Here is a 13,892-nt window from a genome sequence, read left to right on the forward strand (position 1 = left end):
CATGCCGGGAACCGTGGTCACCTTCTACTCCTACAAGGGCGGCGTCGGGCGGAGCTTCACCTTGGCCAATATCGCCGTTCTGCTGGCCCGCTGGGGATATCGGGTGTTGTGTCTGGACTGGGACCTCGAGGCGCCCGGTCTGGACACCTACTTCCGGCCGATGATGAGCTCGCCCCCGTCTGGCGGCGTCGTGGACCTGATCGACGACTTCCGTGAGGGCAGGCTTCGCCCAGGCGCGCATACGACCCGGCTGAAAGGCAAGGCGAAGCTCGACGTCATCACAGCGGGCCTGGCGGACGCCGCCTACGTCGGGCGAGTGCAGGACCTCGACTGGGAAGCCCTCTACGAGCAGGGTTTCGGCGACTACCTCGAACAATGCCGGGAACAATGGACGGCCGACTACGACTACGTGCTCATCGACAGCAGGACGGGGATCTCGGACATCGGGGGCATCTGCACCGCCCATCTTCCGGACCGGCTCGTCGTCCTGTTCACGGCGAACGTGCAAAGCATGAAGGGTGCGGTCGAGATCGCCGAACGCGCCAACGTCGCTCGCGACCGCATGCCCTACGACCGGCCGCAGCTGACCGTCCTCCCGGTGCTGTCCAGATTCGACGCTCGCGAGGAATACGCCCGCTCGGAGGAGTGGCGCCGCATCTGTCTCGAAGAGACCAAGGACCTGTTCCGCAGCTGGCTCGACCGAGACGTCTCTCCCGACGTGATGTCACGTCATCTGACGTTGCCGTATGTCTCCTTCTGGACCTTCGGCGAGCAGCTCCCGGTGACGACGGAGATCAGCCCGACCGCCGACCAGATCAGTTTCGCGCTGGAAACGGTCGCGGCGGTCGTCGCGCACGACTTCGACCGGACGGATCTGCTCGCGGAGAACCGGGACGCTTACGTCGCCGCGGTCCGCGCGGAGAAGCGCACCTTCGCCCACGACGTCCGGGTCAGCACGACCAGGCCGACGATGCGGCTCGCCGAGGAACTCATGAAGTACCTGGTGGAGCTCGGCGTCCGGCCGGTGCTGTCGTTTTCCGGAGAACGGTCGATGCTCGAAAAGACCGAGGACGACGCGAAACATCTGTGCCTGATCGTCGACCGGGAGGTGAGCCGGTGGCAGTCGGCCGAGGTCGAGCTGTTCCTGCACCGGACGCTCGGCCAGGATCGCCGCGTCGTCCCGGTACTCACCGAGGAGACGGGGCCGAACACCTTGCCGGGTTATGTCGGCAATCTGCGGCACCTCCGGTTCGGCCCGTCTCGCGGGCCGATGGAGATCGCCCGAAGCCTGGTGGACCAGCTCACGGGAACGACGGCACTCGTCGATCCGGGTGAGCTCGACGTCACCGGCGTGCTCCGGCAGGCCGCGCACGCGCGATTGCGCCCGCTGATGTGGGGACTGGTGGACGAGATCGTCGCCGAACTGCAGATCGCGATCGGCGCGGGGGACCGGGAGCGGGTCCAGGACCTCGCCCAGGAGCTCATGTCGGTGACGCGGGTCCGGGCGACCGACGCGGCGCCGGGGCGACGCGTGCCCGTCCCGCCGGATACCCGCGCGGCGATCGAGTGGGCCGTGCGGACGTCGGAGGCCAGGGTGACTCGCCAGGGTTTCAGCGGATTCCTCGATCAATAGCAACCGGATACGGAAAGGATCACGGATGACGGATCGATTGGGACAGAAGCAGACCGCGGCGATGCTCGCGCTGATGGTGGTCGCCCGCGAGGTGTCGAACCCGGAGCTGCGCGAGATCGTGGGCTTCGCCCTCGACGGCAAGGAACGCCGTCAGCTCAACGGCCTCGATCTGGTCGCCAGCGAACAGCGTGGCCGCCCCTTCTTCCACGAGCTGACCGAGCGTGGCTGGGCCTGGTGCGAGGAGGAACTGAGCGCGGGAGAGGCACCGTCGCCTCGGAGCAGCCTGGGCAGCGCCCTGTACGTCCTGCTCGGCGGTCTCGGCAGACATCTCCGGCGGGAGAAGCTCCGGCTCGCCGACCTCTTCATGCCCGAGGTCGAAGTGACGGCCGAGGAGATCGAGACCCGGATCCGGATCGCCTACCGCAAACTGTCCGACGCTCCCCGTGACTGGGTCGGGCTGGTGGATCTGCGGCCGATGCTCGGTGCGGCGCCGACCGCGGATGTGGACGCGGTCTTGAAGGAACTCAGCCGGTCGGGGCAGATCCGCCTTGTTCCGGAGTCGAACCGCAAAGCACTCGCCGCCGCCGCTCACGCCGCGGCCGTTCGTATCGGCGGTGAGGACAACCATCTGCTCTCGATCGAGGAGCCGTGATGGATCCCCAGGCGGCGCTCGCGGCCCTGCGCTTCGACTGGGCCGATACTCCCGATCACGTCTGGCGTGACTCGCCTTACCACGTCGACGGCCTGCACACGGGCGTCCTGGCGCAGGTCGGCGCGGGGATCAAGGAAGCTGTCTCCAGTGACGGCCCGAGTCCGATAGGGCTGGTCCTCCAAGGGAAGAAGGGTGTGGGCAAGACCCACTTGCTCGGTCTCGTCCGGAAACAGGCCCACGGTGCCCGCGGCTACTTCTTCCTCAACGACCTCACGGCGGGTGACGCGTTCTGGGAGAACACCGCGGAGGCGATGCGCCGTGGCCTTTCGCGGCTGGACGGCTCCGGCGTCCCCCAGCTCACCAGCTTTCTCCGTCGTGTCTGTCTCCGGGCGAGCATCGACGCGAACGTCACCAAGAAGATCTTGGACGGGCGTGGCCTGTCGAGGGGCGACGTCGACTCGTTCATCGACGGCCTGCGCGCCTTCGATCGGGACGTCGCCAGGGACTGTGCCGACACGGCACGGGCGCTGGTGCTGTACGCGAGTGAGGACCCGGGCAAAAACTACGTGGGGGACGACTACCTCGGCGTGTTCCCGGAGTCGAAATCCGGGGATCGTCGCAAATGGGGGATCCGGTCGGATCCCAAGTCCGCGGCGACCCAGGTCAGGAACATCACGCGGTTGCTCGCGCTCACCGGTCCGATCGTGATCGCCGTCGACCAGCTCGACACCTTGGTGGCCCGTTCCTCGGTGGCCACCGAGCAGGTGCGCGGCAACGCCGAAGAGGACCTGCTCGTAGCGCAGATCGCGGACGGACTCATGGGTCTGCGGGAAGTGACACGGCGGACCATGACGGTGCTCGCCTGCCTGCCCGGAACTTGGGAGCTGCTCAAGAGAAAGGCCACGGACACGGTTCCGGACCGCTTTCGTGAAGCCGAGTTCCTCGGCCGGGTCACGGACGCGGAAATCGGCAGGGCTCTGGTCGAGAAGCGTCTCGGAGTCGCGTACGAGGCGATGAAGTTCGTACCGCCCCACCCCACTTGGCCGGTGTCACCTGTCGCGTTCGAGGGCGTCTGGGAGGAGATGTCACCGCGCGACGTCCTGAAACGGATCGTCGCGCACATCGATTCCTGTGTGCGGGCGGGCCGGATCACCGAGCTGACCACCTTCGACGAACGCGGCGTTCGGCCGGCCGGTCCACCGCGGCAGGCGATGGCCGCCGATCGGTTCGTGGAGCTGGACAAGGTGTTCGAGGAGCATCGCGCGGAGGCGGAACCGTCGGCACTGCTGGACCCGAAGGCCGAGGACAAGGTGATGCCCCGGCTGTTGTCCGCCGCGCTCCGGGGATGGATCACCGAGGTGGGCGACGACAACCTGGAATGGGTCCACGGGGCGAAAAGCGACCGGAACGAACTGCACGCCTGGCTCACCCGGACGTTGGACGAGGCATCGGACCTGGAGGAGCACTGGGCGTTCCGGGCCATCGCGGCGTCGCACCCCATCGCCGCGCTGCACCGGTTCCGCAAAGCGCGGTCGGCGGCCGGAGTCCGGAAGGGCGCGGAAAATCGCCATCTTGTCCTGATCCGCAACCTGGCTTGGTCGAAGGGAGACAAGACTCAAGAGGAACTCGAAGCGTTCAAAAAGGACGGTGGCGAATCACGCCGGTTGTCCGATGAGGACATCCGCACGTTCTGGGCCCTGGACAAGATGTTCGCCGAGGGAAGCCGGGAACTCCACGAGTGGCTTGTCGACCGGCGCCCCGCCGGGCGGTCGCAGCTCCTGGCGGAAGTCCTGCCCGAGCCCCTTCCGCGATCCGCGCCGGGATCCGGTGAGGCGCGGGCGCCGTCCGTCGAGGGGGAGATCACCCTGGGCGCCGCGGCCGGCACCGGGAAACCGGTCAGGATCGAACTGGCGGCCTTGCGCAAGCACGCCGCGGTGTTCGCGGGTTCGGGCTCCGGGAAGACGGTGCTGCTGCGGCGGATCGTGGAGGAATGCGCGCTGCGGGGCGTTTCGGCGATCGTGCTGGATCCGAACAACGACCTCGCCCGGCTCGGGGACGCCTGGCCGGAGCCGCCCGAGGCATGGGGAGCGGACGACGCCGAGCTCGCCAAGCGGTATCTGGCCGAGACCGACGTCGTCGTGTGGACCCCGGGGCGGGCGAGCGGCCGGCCGCTCGCGTTCCAGCCGTTGCCCGATTTCGCAGGTGTTCTCGACGACGAGGACGAGTTCAACGCGGCCGTCGAGGTCGCGGTGGCCACGCTCGCTCCGCAGGTGAAGCTGACCGGAAGCACGGCGAAGACCACTGTCGGCCTCGCGGTGCTGCGGCAGGCCGTCGTGCATCACGCCCGTACCGGGTCTCGGAGCCTGCCTGAACTCATCGAAGTGCTCGAAGACCTGCCTGACGGGGTGAGTACCCTGAACGACGGGCGGAAACTGGCGGCCGAACTGGCCGAATTGCTGAAAGCCTCCATGGTCAACGACCCGCTCTTGGCCGGTGGCGGCGAGCCTGTCGACCCGGCGCTCCTGCTCGCTCCCGGGGAAGGCAAGCGGGCAAGGGTTTCGGTCATCAGTTTCATCGGGCTGCCTTCGGAGAAACAGCGGCAGAACTTCGTCAACCAGCTCCAGATGGAGCTCTTCGCCTGGGCCAAGCGGAATCCGGCGGGTGACCGGCCACTCGGCGCCCTCTTCGTCATGGACGAGGCACAGATGCTCGCCGCGTCGGGGACGCTCACGGCGAGTACCCGCAGCACCATCGTGCTCGCTTCGCAGGCCCGGAAGTACGGTCTGGGACTGCTGTTCGCCACACAGGCACCGAAGGGCCTGCACAACCAGGTCGTCGGCAACGCGATGACGCAGTTCTTCGGCAGGCTCAACAGCCCGGCCCAGATCGCCGCGGCCAACGAACTCGCCAGGGCCAAGGGCAGCCCCGTCGACGACATCTCACGACTGGAACGCGCCCAGTTCTATGTGGCGGGGGAGGCGTTCGGCTTCCAGCGGGTGACCACTCCGCTGTGCCTCACCCACCATCCGGCCGGCCCGCTCAGCGTCGAAGAGGTGCTCGCCCGCGCACGCGCCGGAGCCGAGTGAAGCCGTGCCCCGTTCGCCCCATCAACTGTGCTCACTGGAAGGGATTTCGCACCATGGCAGGAATCTTCATCACCGTCCGGTCCGGTGACGGTCAGGACCGGATCCGGGGGCTCGATCGGAGTCTTGCTCACGTGTTCGGAAAGGACCGGGTTCTCCGGTCCGGCGATTCCGCGTCCGTCCTGGTGGTGCCGATCGGCACCGAGGGGCTCGACGAAGGGGGCCGGGAGGAGATCGTCGAGGCGCTGCGACTCGGTAAGCAGGTCGTCCCGGTTCTCACCGAAGACACCGAAGACGCCATCATGCCGGACGGAACGGAACTGCCGTCCGAACTCACCGGGCTCTCCCGTCTGCGGGCCCGGCGGCTCGGCAGGCGTACGGCGGAACAGGACATCGCCTGCCTGATCGCCGAACTGATCCGCGTCGCCCCGGAATTGGGCATCGGCGTCGTCAAAGGCCTCGAAGACCTGCCGGAGTGGCTCGATTCCTGGCGGCACGAGACGCGTCCCGTACTGCCCGTGGAGCTCCCGGTGCTCGGCCGGGCCAGGGAAGTCGAGCGGCTGTGCGCGTGGCTGGACGCCGCGCCGTCCGTCCTGCCCGTGTACGCCGGCAGCCGTACCGAGGCCGCGGCGTTCGTCGCGACCGCGTTGGCGGCCCACCGGCCAGGTCTTCGAGCGGTGCGAGTGTCCACTCAGGAAGGGTGGCGTCATTGCCGGGAGCTGACCGGTCCTTTCGTCGCCGTGGTGGACGGCGTCGACGTGGGGGAGGGGGACACCGGTGACGGCCATGTCGTCGTGGTGCGGCGCACGCCGGACCGGAATGCCGCCGATGTCCTGGTGCTGCCCGGAATTCCTCGTGCCGAGGCGGCCGAGGCGTTCGCCGCGGCCGGTGTCCCGCCCGCCGAGGTGAATATTTACGCGGATCTCGCTCGGCGCGGTCTCGGCGGACTGCGCCGCAGGCTGAGTGTCGCCGGTGATCTTCCGAAGTGGGTGAACCCGCTGGAGCGCGATCTCGCCGCGCCGCTCGTGCTGATCGGCCGATGGTCGGCGGGATCGCGGCACGATCTGGACGAGATCGCGGCGATCGCCGGGCGGGAGACCGACGAGCTCGGGCGTTTCTTCGCCGGCGCCGAGGTCGGCGACGACCCACTGCTGGCCCGGTCGGGCGACGGGATGCGGTTGGCCGATCCCCACGATGCCTGGGCGCTCCTCCATGGCCGGCTGAGCGCGCAGGACCTGCGACGCTGGCACGAGCAGGCCGTCAAGGTGCTCGGCGAGAGGGACCCCGGGCGGAAGTGGTCGGCGGAGCTGAGGCATGGGCTGGCAAGGAGCGCGGCGCTGCTGGCCGCCGAGGGGGAGACGACGTTGTCCGGTGGCGGTACGGGCGCCGACCACGCGACCCGGTTCGTCCGTGAACTGCTCGGACAGGCCAACGACGACGCGGACGGAGTGCTCTGGCGGTCACTCGCCGATGTACTGCCCTTCCTCGCCGAAGCCGCGCCTCACGAGTTCCTCGGTGCTGTCGATCACGCGCTGACCAGTGATCCTTCGCCGCTGAGCGGCGCTACCGACGGTCTCACGGCGGCTTTGGAAACGGTCGGCTGGTCCGACGACGCGTTGCCGATGGTCGTCTCGCTGCTGGCCGAGCTGACGCGGCCGGGGAGGGAGACGGGTGACCGGCCGCTCGAATCCCTGATCACCCTCGTGCAGCCGTGGTACCCGTACCTGGACCTGCCCGCCGGGCAGCGGACGGAGCTGGTCAAGGCGATCGGCCGGCGCTCTCCGGAAGCAGGCTGGCGGTTGGCTCTCGCACTCCTGCGCGGGCCGCGAGGACACCTGCTCGCGAGTCCGCGGCGTCCTCGGGTCCGTCTCGAATGGACGGTCCCGGCGCCGCCGGTGGCCGTCTCCGACGGGCCGGAGTTCGGAGAAGCGTTGGTCACCTCGGCGTTGGCCGCACTGGAGGAACGGCCTCATCGGTGGTGCGAGTTCTTCGAGCAACTGCCCGAGCTGACCACCGCGCAGTGGGACCGCGTCGTCGAAGCCCTCACGAGGCTGGACGCCGAACGACTCTCGGCGGATGAACGGCTTCGCCTGTGGGGCCTGCTCACCGGGTTGACCGCCGAGCATCGCCACTACGACGGCGCGGACTGGACGCTGCCGGAAGAATTGCTGCAATGGCTGGAATCCTGTGCCGAAATGATCGAACCCGCGGTCAATCCAGGGCGTCACGGCCTGTTGTTCGGCCGGGATCCGTACTTGGCGGGCGGCGGCTCTCTCGATCCGGAGGCGCGGGACGCCGAGGTCGATCGGCTTCGCCGCGACGCTGTGAGTGGCGTCCTGCGCGAACACGGTGTCGCGGGACTGAGCGCTCTCGCCGCCGAGAGCGCGCAGCCCGGATTGGTCGGAGAGATCGCGGCGCAGGTGGCGGTGGACGACCTCCAGGAAGACGCGCTCGCGGAACTGGGGCGCGAGGACTGGGCGGCCGGTTGGGCGGGGGAGATGGCGCGGTCCCAGGGCGAAGAATGGCGGCGGGAGGTCGCGACGCAACTCAAGGAACAGGACCGACTGGTCGACTACCTCCTGGCCATTCCAGTGGACCACGCGCCGGCGCTTTTCGATTCCGCCGATGACGCGGTTCTCGAGAGCTACTGGGCTCACGTCGATCCGTGGCCGCTTCCGGAAGGGCACGAATCGTCCTTCGTGACGCAACTCGCTCGGCGTCGGCCGTGGGCCGCGGTCAAAGCGCTCGCCTTGGGCGTGCGCGCGGCCGAGCCGCCGCCTTTGCCCACCTCTCTGGTGGAAGAGGTGCTGCTCCAGGCGTCCGCCGAGGGCATCGAACCACCCGATCGCAAAACCGTCGCGAGTGTGGTGCCGCTGCTCGACCAGCTGGTCGAGACCGGGGGCTCGGATGTCGCGGTCGCGCGGTTGGAGCTGCGGTTCCACGCGGCGCTCAAGCATCACCGGCAACCGCGGAGCCTCCAGCGGATTCTTTCCGAGAACCCGGGCGCGTTCGTCGAACTCTGCACCCGGATCCATCCCGCGGACGACGACGCGCCGAACGTCGAACTGGTCGACATGTGGCTGACGATCTTCGAGACGCGCACCACGGCGGGTGGTGCCGACGGTGCCGCGCTCAAAGCATGGGTTTCGCGCGCCCGCGCGGAGTTCGCCGAGTACGGCCGGGCCGAGTTCGGCGACCGGGCGATCGGCACCGTGCTGGCGAGCGGTTCCCCTGTCCCGGACGACGGGTGGCCGCCGGAAGCGGTCCGGGACGTCTTGGACGTCATCGACGGCGGGCATCTCCGGGAAGGTTTCGCCATCGGCCTGACCTTCCAGGATGGCGACTCGCGGGATCTAGCGCAGCGTCATCGCGGCTCGGCCCGGCGGATCAACGTCGGCTGGCCGCGGGTGGCCGCGCTCCTGCGTGCGCACGCCGACGAGCTCGTTCGGCGCGGATAGCGGTCGAAGTAGCCCGGGTGGAGGAGCCGAACGGCTCCTTCACCCGGAGCGCCTCGTAGGCTGAACGCGACAAACGATGGCCGCGAAACTGATCGCGTTGTCGCTCTGCCGTCCGAAGGCGTTCGTGCGTGCCGATCCGCCTGGCGCTGCGCGGTCCGGTGATCCGTCGCGGCCGGCGGGACGCTCAGCCGAGCGCGTCCGCCTTGATGGCCTCGAACTGGGCGCCCATCCGCGCCGCGAGTGCCTCCGCCGCCCGCAACGGCCGGACCATCACCTTGAAGTCGATGATCTTGCCGTCGGCGTCGAAGGTCACGAGGTCGCAGCCGTTGATCTCCAGCCCGTCGACCGTCGCTTCGAACTCGTACACGTGATTCGCGCCGTCGCGGATTTCGCGGACATAGCGGAAGTCCTCGAACACACGCAGGACGCCGCGCAGGATCGCCGCGGTGATCGCCTTCCCCCGGTAGGGCTTGAACGCCACCGGGCTGGTGAAGACCACGTCGTCGGCGAGCAACGCCTCGATCGCGGCGGCGTCCTTCGCTTCTACTGCCTGACGGAACGTGGGCATGGCGATCTCCTCATGGTCAACTTGGTGAGCAGACGTCGCCGAGCGTAGGTGATCACCACGGCGGGGTCATCAAAGTGTCTAATCAACTTTGCGACCAATCCGGCCGGAGCTACCATCAGGTCATGGCGCCGCGGAACGCGATCCTCGCGACGCTCCTGGACGGTGAGTCCTCGGGCTATGACCTGGCGAAGGGTTTCAACGCGTCGGTCGCCCACTTCTGGACCGCGACACCGCAGCAGCTCTACCGGGAGCTGGACAAGATGGAATCGCAGGGCCTGGTGGCGGCACGGGTCGTCGAACAGCGACGGCGTCCGAACAAGCGGCTCTTCTCCCTGGCCGACGCAGGCGCGGCCGAACTCGCCGACTTCACCGGGCGGGCGCCGAAACCGACCGCGATCCGCGACGAACTGCTGGTGCAGATCCAAGCGGTCGACGCGGGAGATGACCAGGGGATCCGGCGCGCCGTCGCGGACAGGATGGCCACCGCCGAAACGAAGCTCAAACGGTTCGAACGCGCCCGGCAACGCCTTCTCGGCGGAGCCGCGGAGTCGGAGTTCCTCGCCACCGCGCCCCGTGTCGGCCCGTATCTGACCCTCGCCCGCGGGATGGCGTTCGAACAGGAGAACATCCGCTGGTGTAAACAGGTTCTCGCGGTCCTTGACCGGCGCGCGACCGCGAATGAAGGAGGAGATCGGCTTGGTTGAGCGGAAAAAAGGTCCGAAATTTTGTCAGGTGGTGCTGGATTGCACCGACGTCCGCGCATTGGCGGAGTTCTACCGGCGTCTGCTGGTGTGGGACTACCGCCCCGGGGACGAACCGCCCGCATCCGGCGCCGACGACAAGGACTGGCTGGTGCTGAGAAATCCGGAGGGCGGGGTGCAAGTCGCCTTCCAGCAGGTCGAGCGGCTGCCGGAAGCGAGCTGGCCGGACGCCGAACCGGTACCCCAGCAACTGCACCTGGATTTGACCGTGGACTCGGTCGAGGAGCTCGAGGAGCAGCACGCCCGCGTCCTCGAACTCGGCGGGCGGCTTCGGCTCGACCGCATCGAAGACCCGGAAGAACCGCTGCGCGTCTACGTGGATCCGGCGGGGCATCCGTTCTGCGTCTTCGTCGCCTGAAGTTTTCCGGCGCGGCAGGCAGGAGAACCACGATCCCGACGGTCAGCAGTCGCGCGGCCGGTCGTATACGGACGTTCGGGTCGCTGTTGATAGCTTCCCGGCATGACCACCGCGCTGATCATCGGTGACCTCCAGCGAGGAATCACGGGCAACTACCCGTTCGCCGAACAAGTCCTGCCGCCGATCGCCACCCTGCTGCCTCGGGCACGTGCGGCCGGCGCGCTCGTCGTGTTCGTGCACTTCGGGCTCCGGGGCAACGGCGCTGATCTGCCCGAGGGGAACCCGTTGTTCAAGACGTTCCACGACGCGGGGGACACCTTCCACGAGGGCTCGGCCGGGACCGAGATCGCCCTGCCGGTCGCCGACGAGGACGTGGTCGTGCTGAAACGCCGTGCCAGCGCGTTCGCCGGCACGGATCTCGAGCTGGTGCTCCGCGCCCGCGGCGTCGACACCGTCGCGATCGCCGGAGTCGCGACCAGCGCGATGGTGGCCGCGACCGCCTACGACGCGGCGGACCGCGGCTACCACGTGACCGTGCTGCGCGACGGTTGTGCCGACGGCGACCCGGCGATGCACGACTTCTTCGTGGACGCGGTCTTCCCGAGCCGGGGGTTCGAGGTCGTGACGGCCGCGGACTGGCTCGTCGACGGCGAATAAATCGCGAGACCGATTCGCTCGGGTATGGCACCGTGGGCGCCGAGCCGATCAAGGGGGGCCGGGATGGACACGAGACGACTCGGGCGCACCGATGTCGAGGTGACGCGGCTCGGATTCGGCGGCGGGCCGCTCGGCGGACTGTTCGCGCCGCTGGACGACGACACCGCGGCGGGGGCGCTGGCCGCGGCCTGGGACGCCGGGATCAGGTACTACGACACGTCACCGCACTACGGGATCGGGCATTCCGAGCGCCGGATCGGCGAGTTCCTGCGCTCGCGGCCGCGTGCTTCCTTCGTTCTGTCGACGAAGGTCGGCCGCCTGCTGGTCCCGCGGGACCCGGACGGGGAGAGGGATCCGGCGGGCTTCCACGTCCCCGCGACGCACGACCGGGTACGCGACTTCACCCGCGACGGGATTCGGCGCAGCGTCGAGGATTCCCTGGAGCGGATGGGACTGGACCGGATCGACGTGCTGTACCTGCACGACGCCGAGGAGTTCTTCGACGACGCGATGCGCGACGGCTATCCGGCCCTGGCGGAACTGCGGTCGGAAGGGCTCGTCGGCGCGATCGGCGCCGGCATGTACGACACGGCCATGCTGACCACTTTGGTCAAGGAGACCGATGTCGACGTGGTCATGCAGTCCGGCCGCCACACACTGCTCGACCACAGCGCGCTCGACACCTTCCTGCCCGCGTGCGAGGAACGAGGTGTCTCGGTGATCGCGGCTTCGATCTTCAACTCCGGATTGCTCGCCGTGCCGAGACCTGTCATGGGAGCGCACTTCGACTACGAGATCGCCACGCCGGAAGTCATGGAGCGGGCGAACAGGATCGCCGACGTGTGCGAGGCGCACGGTGTGACACTTCCGCAGGCGGCCATGGCCTTCCCGCTCCAGCATCCGGCCGTGGCGGGTATCGCGGTGGGAATGCGGTCCGCTGAGGAGGTACATCGCAACATGGAGTCCTTCGCCGCGGAGGTACCCGCACAGGTCTGGACCGATCTGCGTGCGGCGGGCTTGATCCGTTCGACAGCGACTAGGGTGGTCTGATGGTGTCGGTGAAACAGGTCCAGGTCACCTTCGACTGTGCGAAACCCGAGCGCCTCGCCCGCTTCTGGTGCGAGGTATTGGGGTACGTCGTGCCGTCGCCGCCGGACGGGTTCGCCACCTGGGACGACTACAACCGCACGCTGGCGCCCGGGAAGCAGGACGCCGGCTTCGTTTGCAGTGACCCCACGGGAGTGGGCCCGCGGCTGTACTTCCAGCGTGTTCCCGAAGGGAAGGTCGTCAAGAACCGGGTGCATCTCTGCGTGCGCGCCGGCACCGGGCTCGTGGGTGAAGAGCGCCTCGCCGCGCTCCAGGCCGAACGCACTCGGCTGACGGCGCTCGGCGCGGTCTGCGAGCGGGTCATGCTCGCCGACGAGGAGAACGAGTCCTGCATCGTGATGCGGGACATCGAGGGCAACGAGTTCTGTCTCGACTGAGATCAGGCTCATCGCGCCTCCCGAATGCTGAACGTCGTGATGCAGAAACCGCCGTCCTCCGTGCGATCCGCGATCACGGTGCCCCTGGCGGACCGTCCTTTGACGACTCCGGCGACGTCGGCGAGGACGAACTTGGTCGTTCCGCCTGCCCTGGTGATCTCGACGCGGGAGCCCAGCGGGAGAAGTGAGTCGATCTTGTCGTCCATGAACCGCTTCTGCGCCTCGCAAGCCGCCGCGATCGCCCCCGCCCTGTCGTTTCCCGCGATCTTCGCGAGGAAGTCCGTGACCACCTGAATCCCCTCCTCGGGCGGCTTCGGAGCCGGGCGTACGGTCACAGTGACCCTTGGGCGCGTCGTGCGGCTGACCGTGGTCCTGCTCGGGCTGCTCGTCGGCGCGGAGGTCGTCGCCGGGCTGGAGGACGGGGCGGGCAACGAGATCCCGGCACTCTTGCGGAGCAGGAAGCCGGGAGCGGCGAAACCGGTGACGCAGAAGGCGACCAGCGCGATCACCGCGACCAGGATGCCGATGGCCACTCCGGCCTTGACGGTCGAAGACTGGGTGTTCTGCTGGTCCGGCAGGCCTGGATAGGTCATCGGATTCACCTTCCGTGCGGATCTGAATTGGCGATCCGACGAAGCCCTTCCGGCGGGGGTTCCGATCCTTTCGGAGACCTTACGGATCCGAGTAATCTGTTCCGTGATAAGGGAAATCATGCTTTCACCAGACGTCGGTGATCGTCGCCGGGCAAAACTGTCGGTGGTCGCTGCCATACTCGCCCCCATGACGAACGAGGTGCGCCTCAGGGCCGTCGAGCAGGCCGATCTCGAAGTGTTCTTCGAACAGGAGCAAGACCCGGTGGCCGCCGGTCGTGCCGCGTTCCCTCCGCGTGAGCGTGAGCGGTTCATGAAGCATTGGGAGACCAGGGTGCTCGGCGATCCGGCGGTGACCGTGCGCACCGTTCTGGCCGGTGGCCGGGTCGCGGGAAACGTGGTGGCCTGGCCGCAGGACGGCAGGCATTGGGTGGGTTATTGGTATGGAAGGGACTTCTGGGGAGGAGGTGTCGGATCGCGAGGGCTTGCGTTGTTCCTCGGCGAGATGCCGGTTCGGCCGTTGTACGCCGATCCGGTGGAGACCAACGTCGGATCGGTCCGAGTGCTGGAGAAATGCGGTTTCCGGCTGTTGTCCGAAAAGGACGGTGAGCACGTGCTGCTCGTCCTCGACGAGTGAGCCGCCGACAT

At 68.2% G+C, this 13,892-nt stretch carries 12 protein-coding genes; 10 read left to right on the plus strand and 2 right to left on the minus strand.

Annotated features, from left to right (window positions below; translation table 11 throughout):
* The first annotated feature begins 1 nt into the window (after position 1).
* Genes ACZ6DT_RS07760 through ACZ6DT_RS07775 form a run of 4 tightly spaced genes read left to right on the plus strand, consistent with a single transcriptional unit; the run spans position 2 to position 8,826 of the window.
* A complete protein-coding gene (locus ACZ6DT_RS07760) occupies positions 2-1,633 on the plus strand; it encodes a CATRA system-associated protein (RefSeq protein WP_465590251.1) in 1,632 nt (543 codons plus the stop codon).
* Positions 1,634-1,658: 25 nt separating this feature from the next.
* The gene (locus ACZ6DT_RS07765) at positions 1,659-2,285 is read left to right on the plus strand and encodes a hypothetical protein (RefSeq protein WP_465590254.1); all 627 of its coding nucleotides are present in this window, start codon (positions 1,659-1,661) and stop codon (positions 2,283-2,285) included.
* The gene (locus tag ACZ6DT_RS07770; RefSeq protein WP_465590256.1) at positions 2,285-5,371 is read left to right on the plus strand and encodes an ATP-binding protein; all 3,087 of its coding nucleotides are present in this window, start codon (positions 2,285-2,287) and stop codon (positions 5,369-5,371) included. The genes ACZ6DT_RS07765 and ACZ6DT_RS07770 overlap by 1 nt, the downstream gene beginning before the upstream one ends.
* Positions 5,372-5,424: 53 nt before the next feature.
* Complete coding sequence (locus ACZ6DT_RS07775; RefSeq protein ID WP_465590258.1) at positions 5,425-8,826, plus strand: hypothetical protein; 3,402 nt, start codon at positions 5,425-5,427, stop codon at positions 8,824-8,826.
* Positions 8,827-9,010: 184 nt separating this feature from the next.
* Here ACZ6DT_RS07775 and ACZ6DT_RS07780 read toward each other — a convergent pair whose 3' ends face one another.
* A complete protein-coding gene (locus tag ACZ6DT_RS07780; RefSeq protein ID WP_465590260.1) occupies positions 9,011-9,394 on the minus strand; it encodes a nuclear transport factor 2 family protein in 384 nt (127 codons plus the stop codon).
* A gap of 122 nt (positions 9,395-9,516) precedes the next feature.
* Between ACZ6DT_RS07780 and ACZ6DT_RS07785 the strand changes: the two genes are divergently transcribed.
* The 5 genes from ACZ6DT_RS07785 (at position 9,517) to ACZ6DT_RS07805 (ending at position 12,654) form a co-directional block, all read left to right on the plus strand.
* Positions 9,517-10,098 (plus strand): PadR family transcriptional regulator, encoded by a 582-nt coding sequence (locus tag ACZ6DT_RS07785; RefSeq protein WP_465590263.1) that lies wholly within the window; start codon positions 9,517-9,519, stop codon positions 10,096-10,098.
* On the plus strand, positions 10,073-10,513 hold the full coding sequence (locus ACZ6DT_RS07790; RefSeq protein WP_465590266.1) for a VOC family protein: 441 nt from the start codon (positions 10,073-10,075) through the stop codon (positions 10,511-10,513). The genes ACZ6DT_RS07785 and ACZ6DT_RS07790 overlap by 26 nt, the downstream gene beginning before the upstream one ends.
* A gap of 102 nt (positions 10,514-10,615) precedes the next feature.
* Positions 10,616-11,170, plus strand: a complete 555-nt coding sequence (locus tag ACZ6DT_RS07795) for a cysteine hydrolase family protein (protein WP_465590268.1) — start codon at positions 10,616-10,618, stop codon at positions 11,168-11,170.
* Positions 11,171-11,233: 63 nt separating this feature from the next.
* On the plus strand, positions 11,234-12,220 hold the full coding sequence (locus ACZ6DT_RS07800; RefSeq protein WP_465590271.1) for an aldo/keto reductase: 987 nt from the start codon (positions 11,234-11,236) through the stop codon (positions 12,218-12,220).
* A complete protein-coding gene (locus tag ACZ6DT_RS07805; RefSeq protein ID WP_465590273.1) occupies positions 12,220-12,654 on the plus strand; it encodes a VOC family protein in 435 nt (144 codons plus the stop codon). Before ACZ6DT_RS07800 ends, ACZ6DT_RS07805 begins: the two co-directional genes overlap by 1 nt.
* 8 nt (positions 12,655-12,662) lie before the next feature.
* Here the strand turns inward: ACZ6DT_RS07805 and ACZ6DT_RS07810 are convergent, their stop codons facing one another.
* Positions 12,663-13,247: a hypothetical protein gene (locus ACZ6DT_RS07810; protein WP_465590276.1), complete on the minus strand. Its 585-nt coding sequence runs from the start codon at positions 13,245-13,247 to the stop codon at positions 12,663-12,665.
* 187 nt (positions 13,248-13,434) lie between these two features.
* On the opposite strand from ACZ6DT_RS07810, the gene ACZ6DT_RS07815 reads away from it, so the two are divergent.
* On the plus strand, positions 13,435-13,881 hold the full coding sequence (locus ACZ6DT_RS07815) for a GNAT family N-acetyltransferase (RefSeq protein ID WP_465590278.1): 447 nt from the start codon (positions 13,435-13,437) through the stop codon (positions 13,879-13,881).
* The last annotated feature ends 11 nt before the right edge of the window (positions 13,882-13,892 follow it).

It is taken from the genome of Amycolatopsis sp. NPDC041971 (assembly GCF_055588925.1).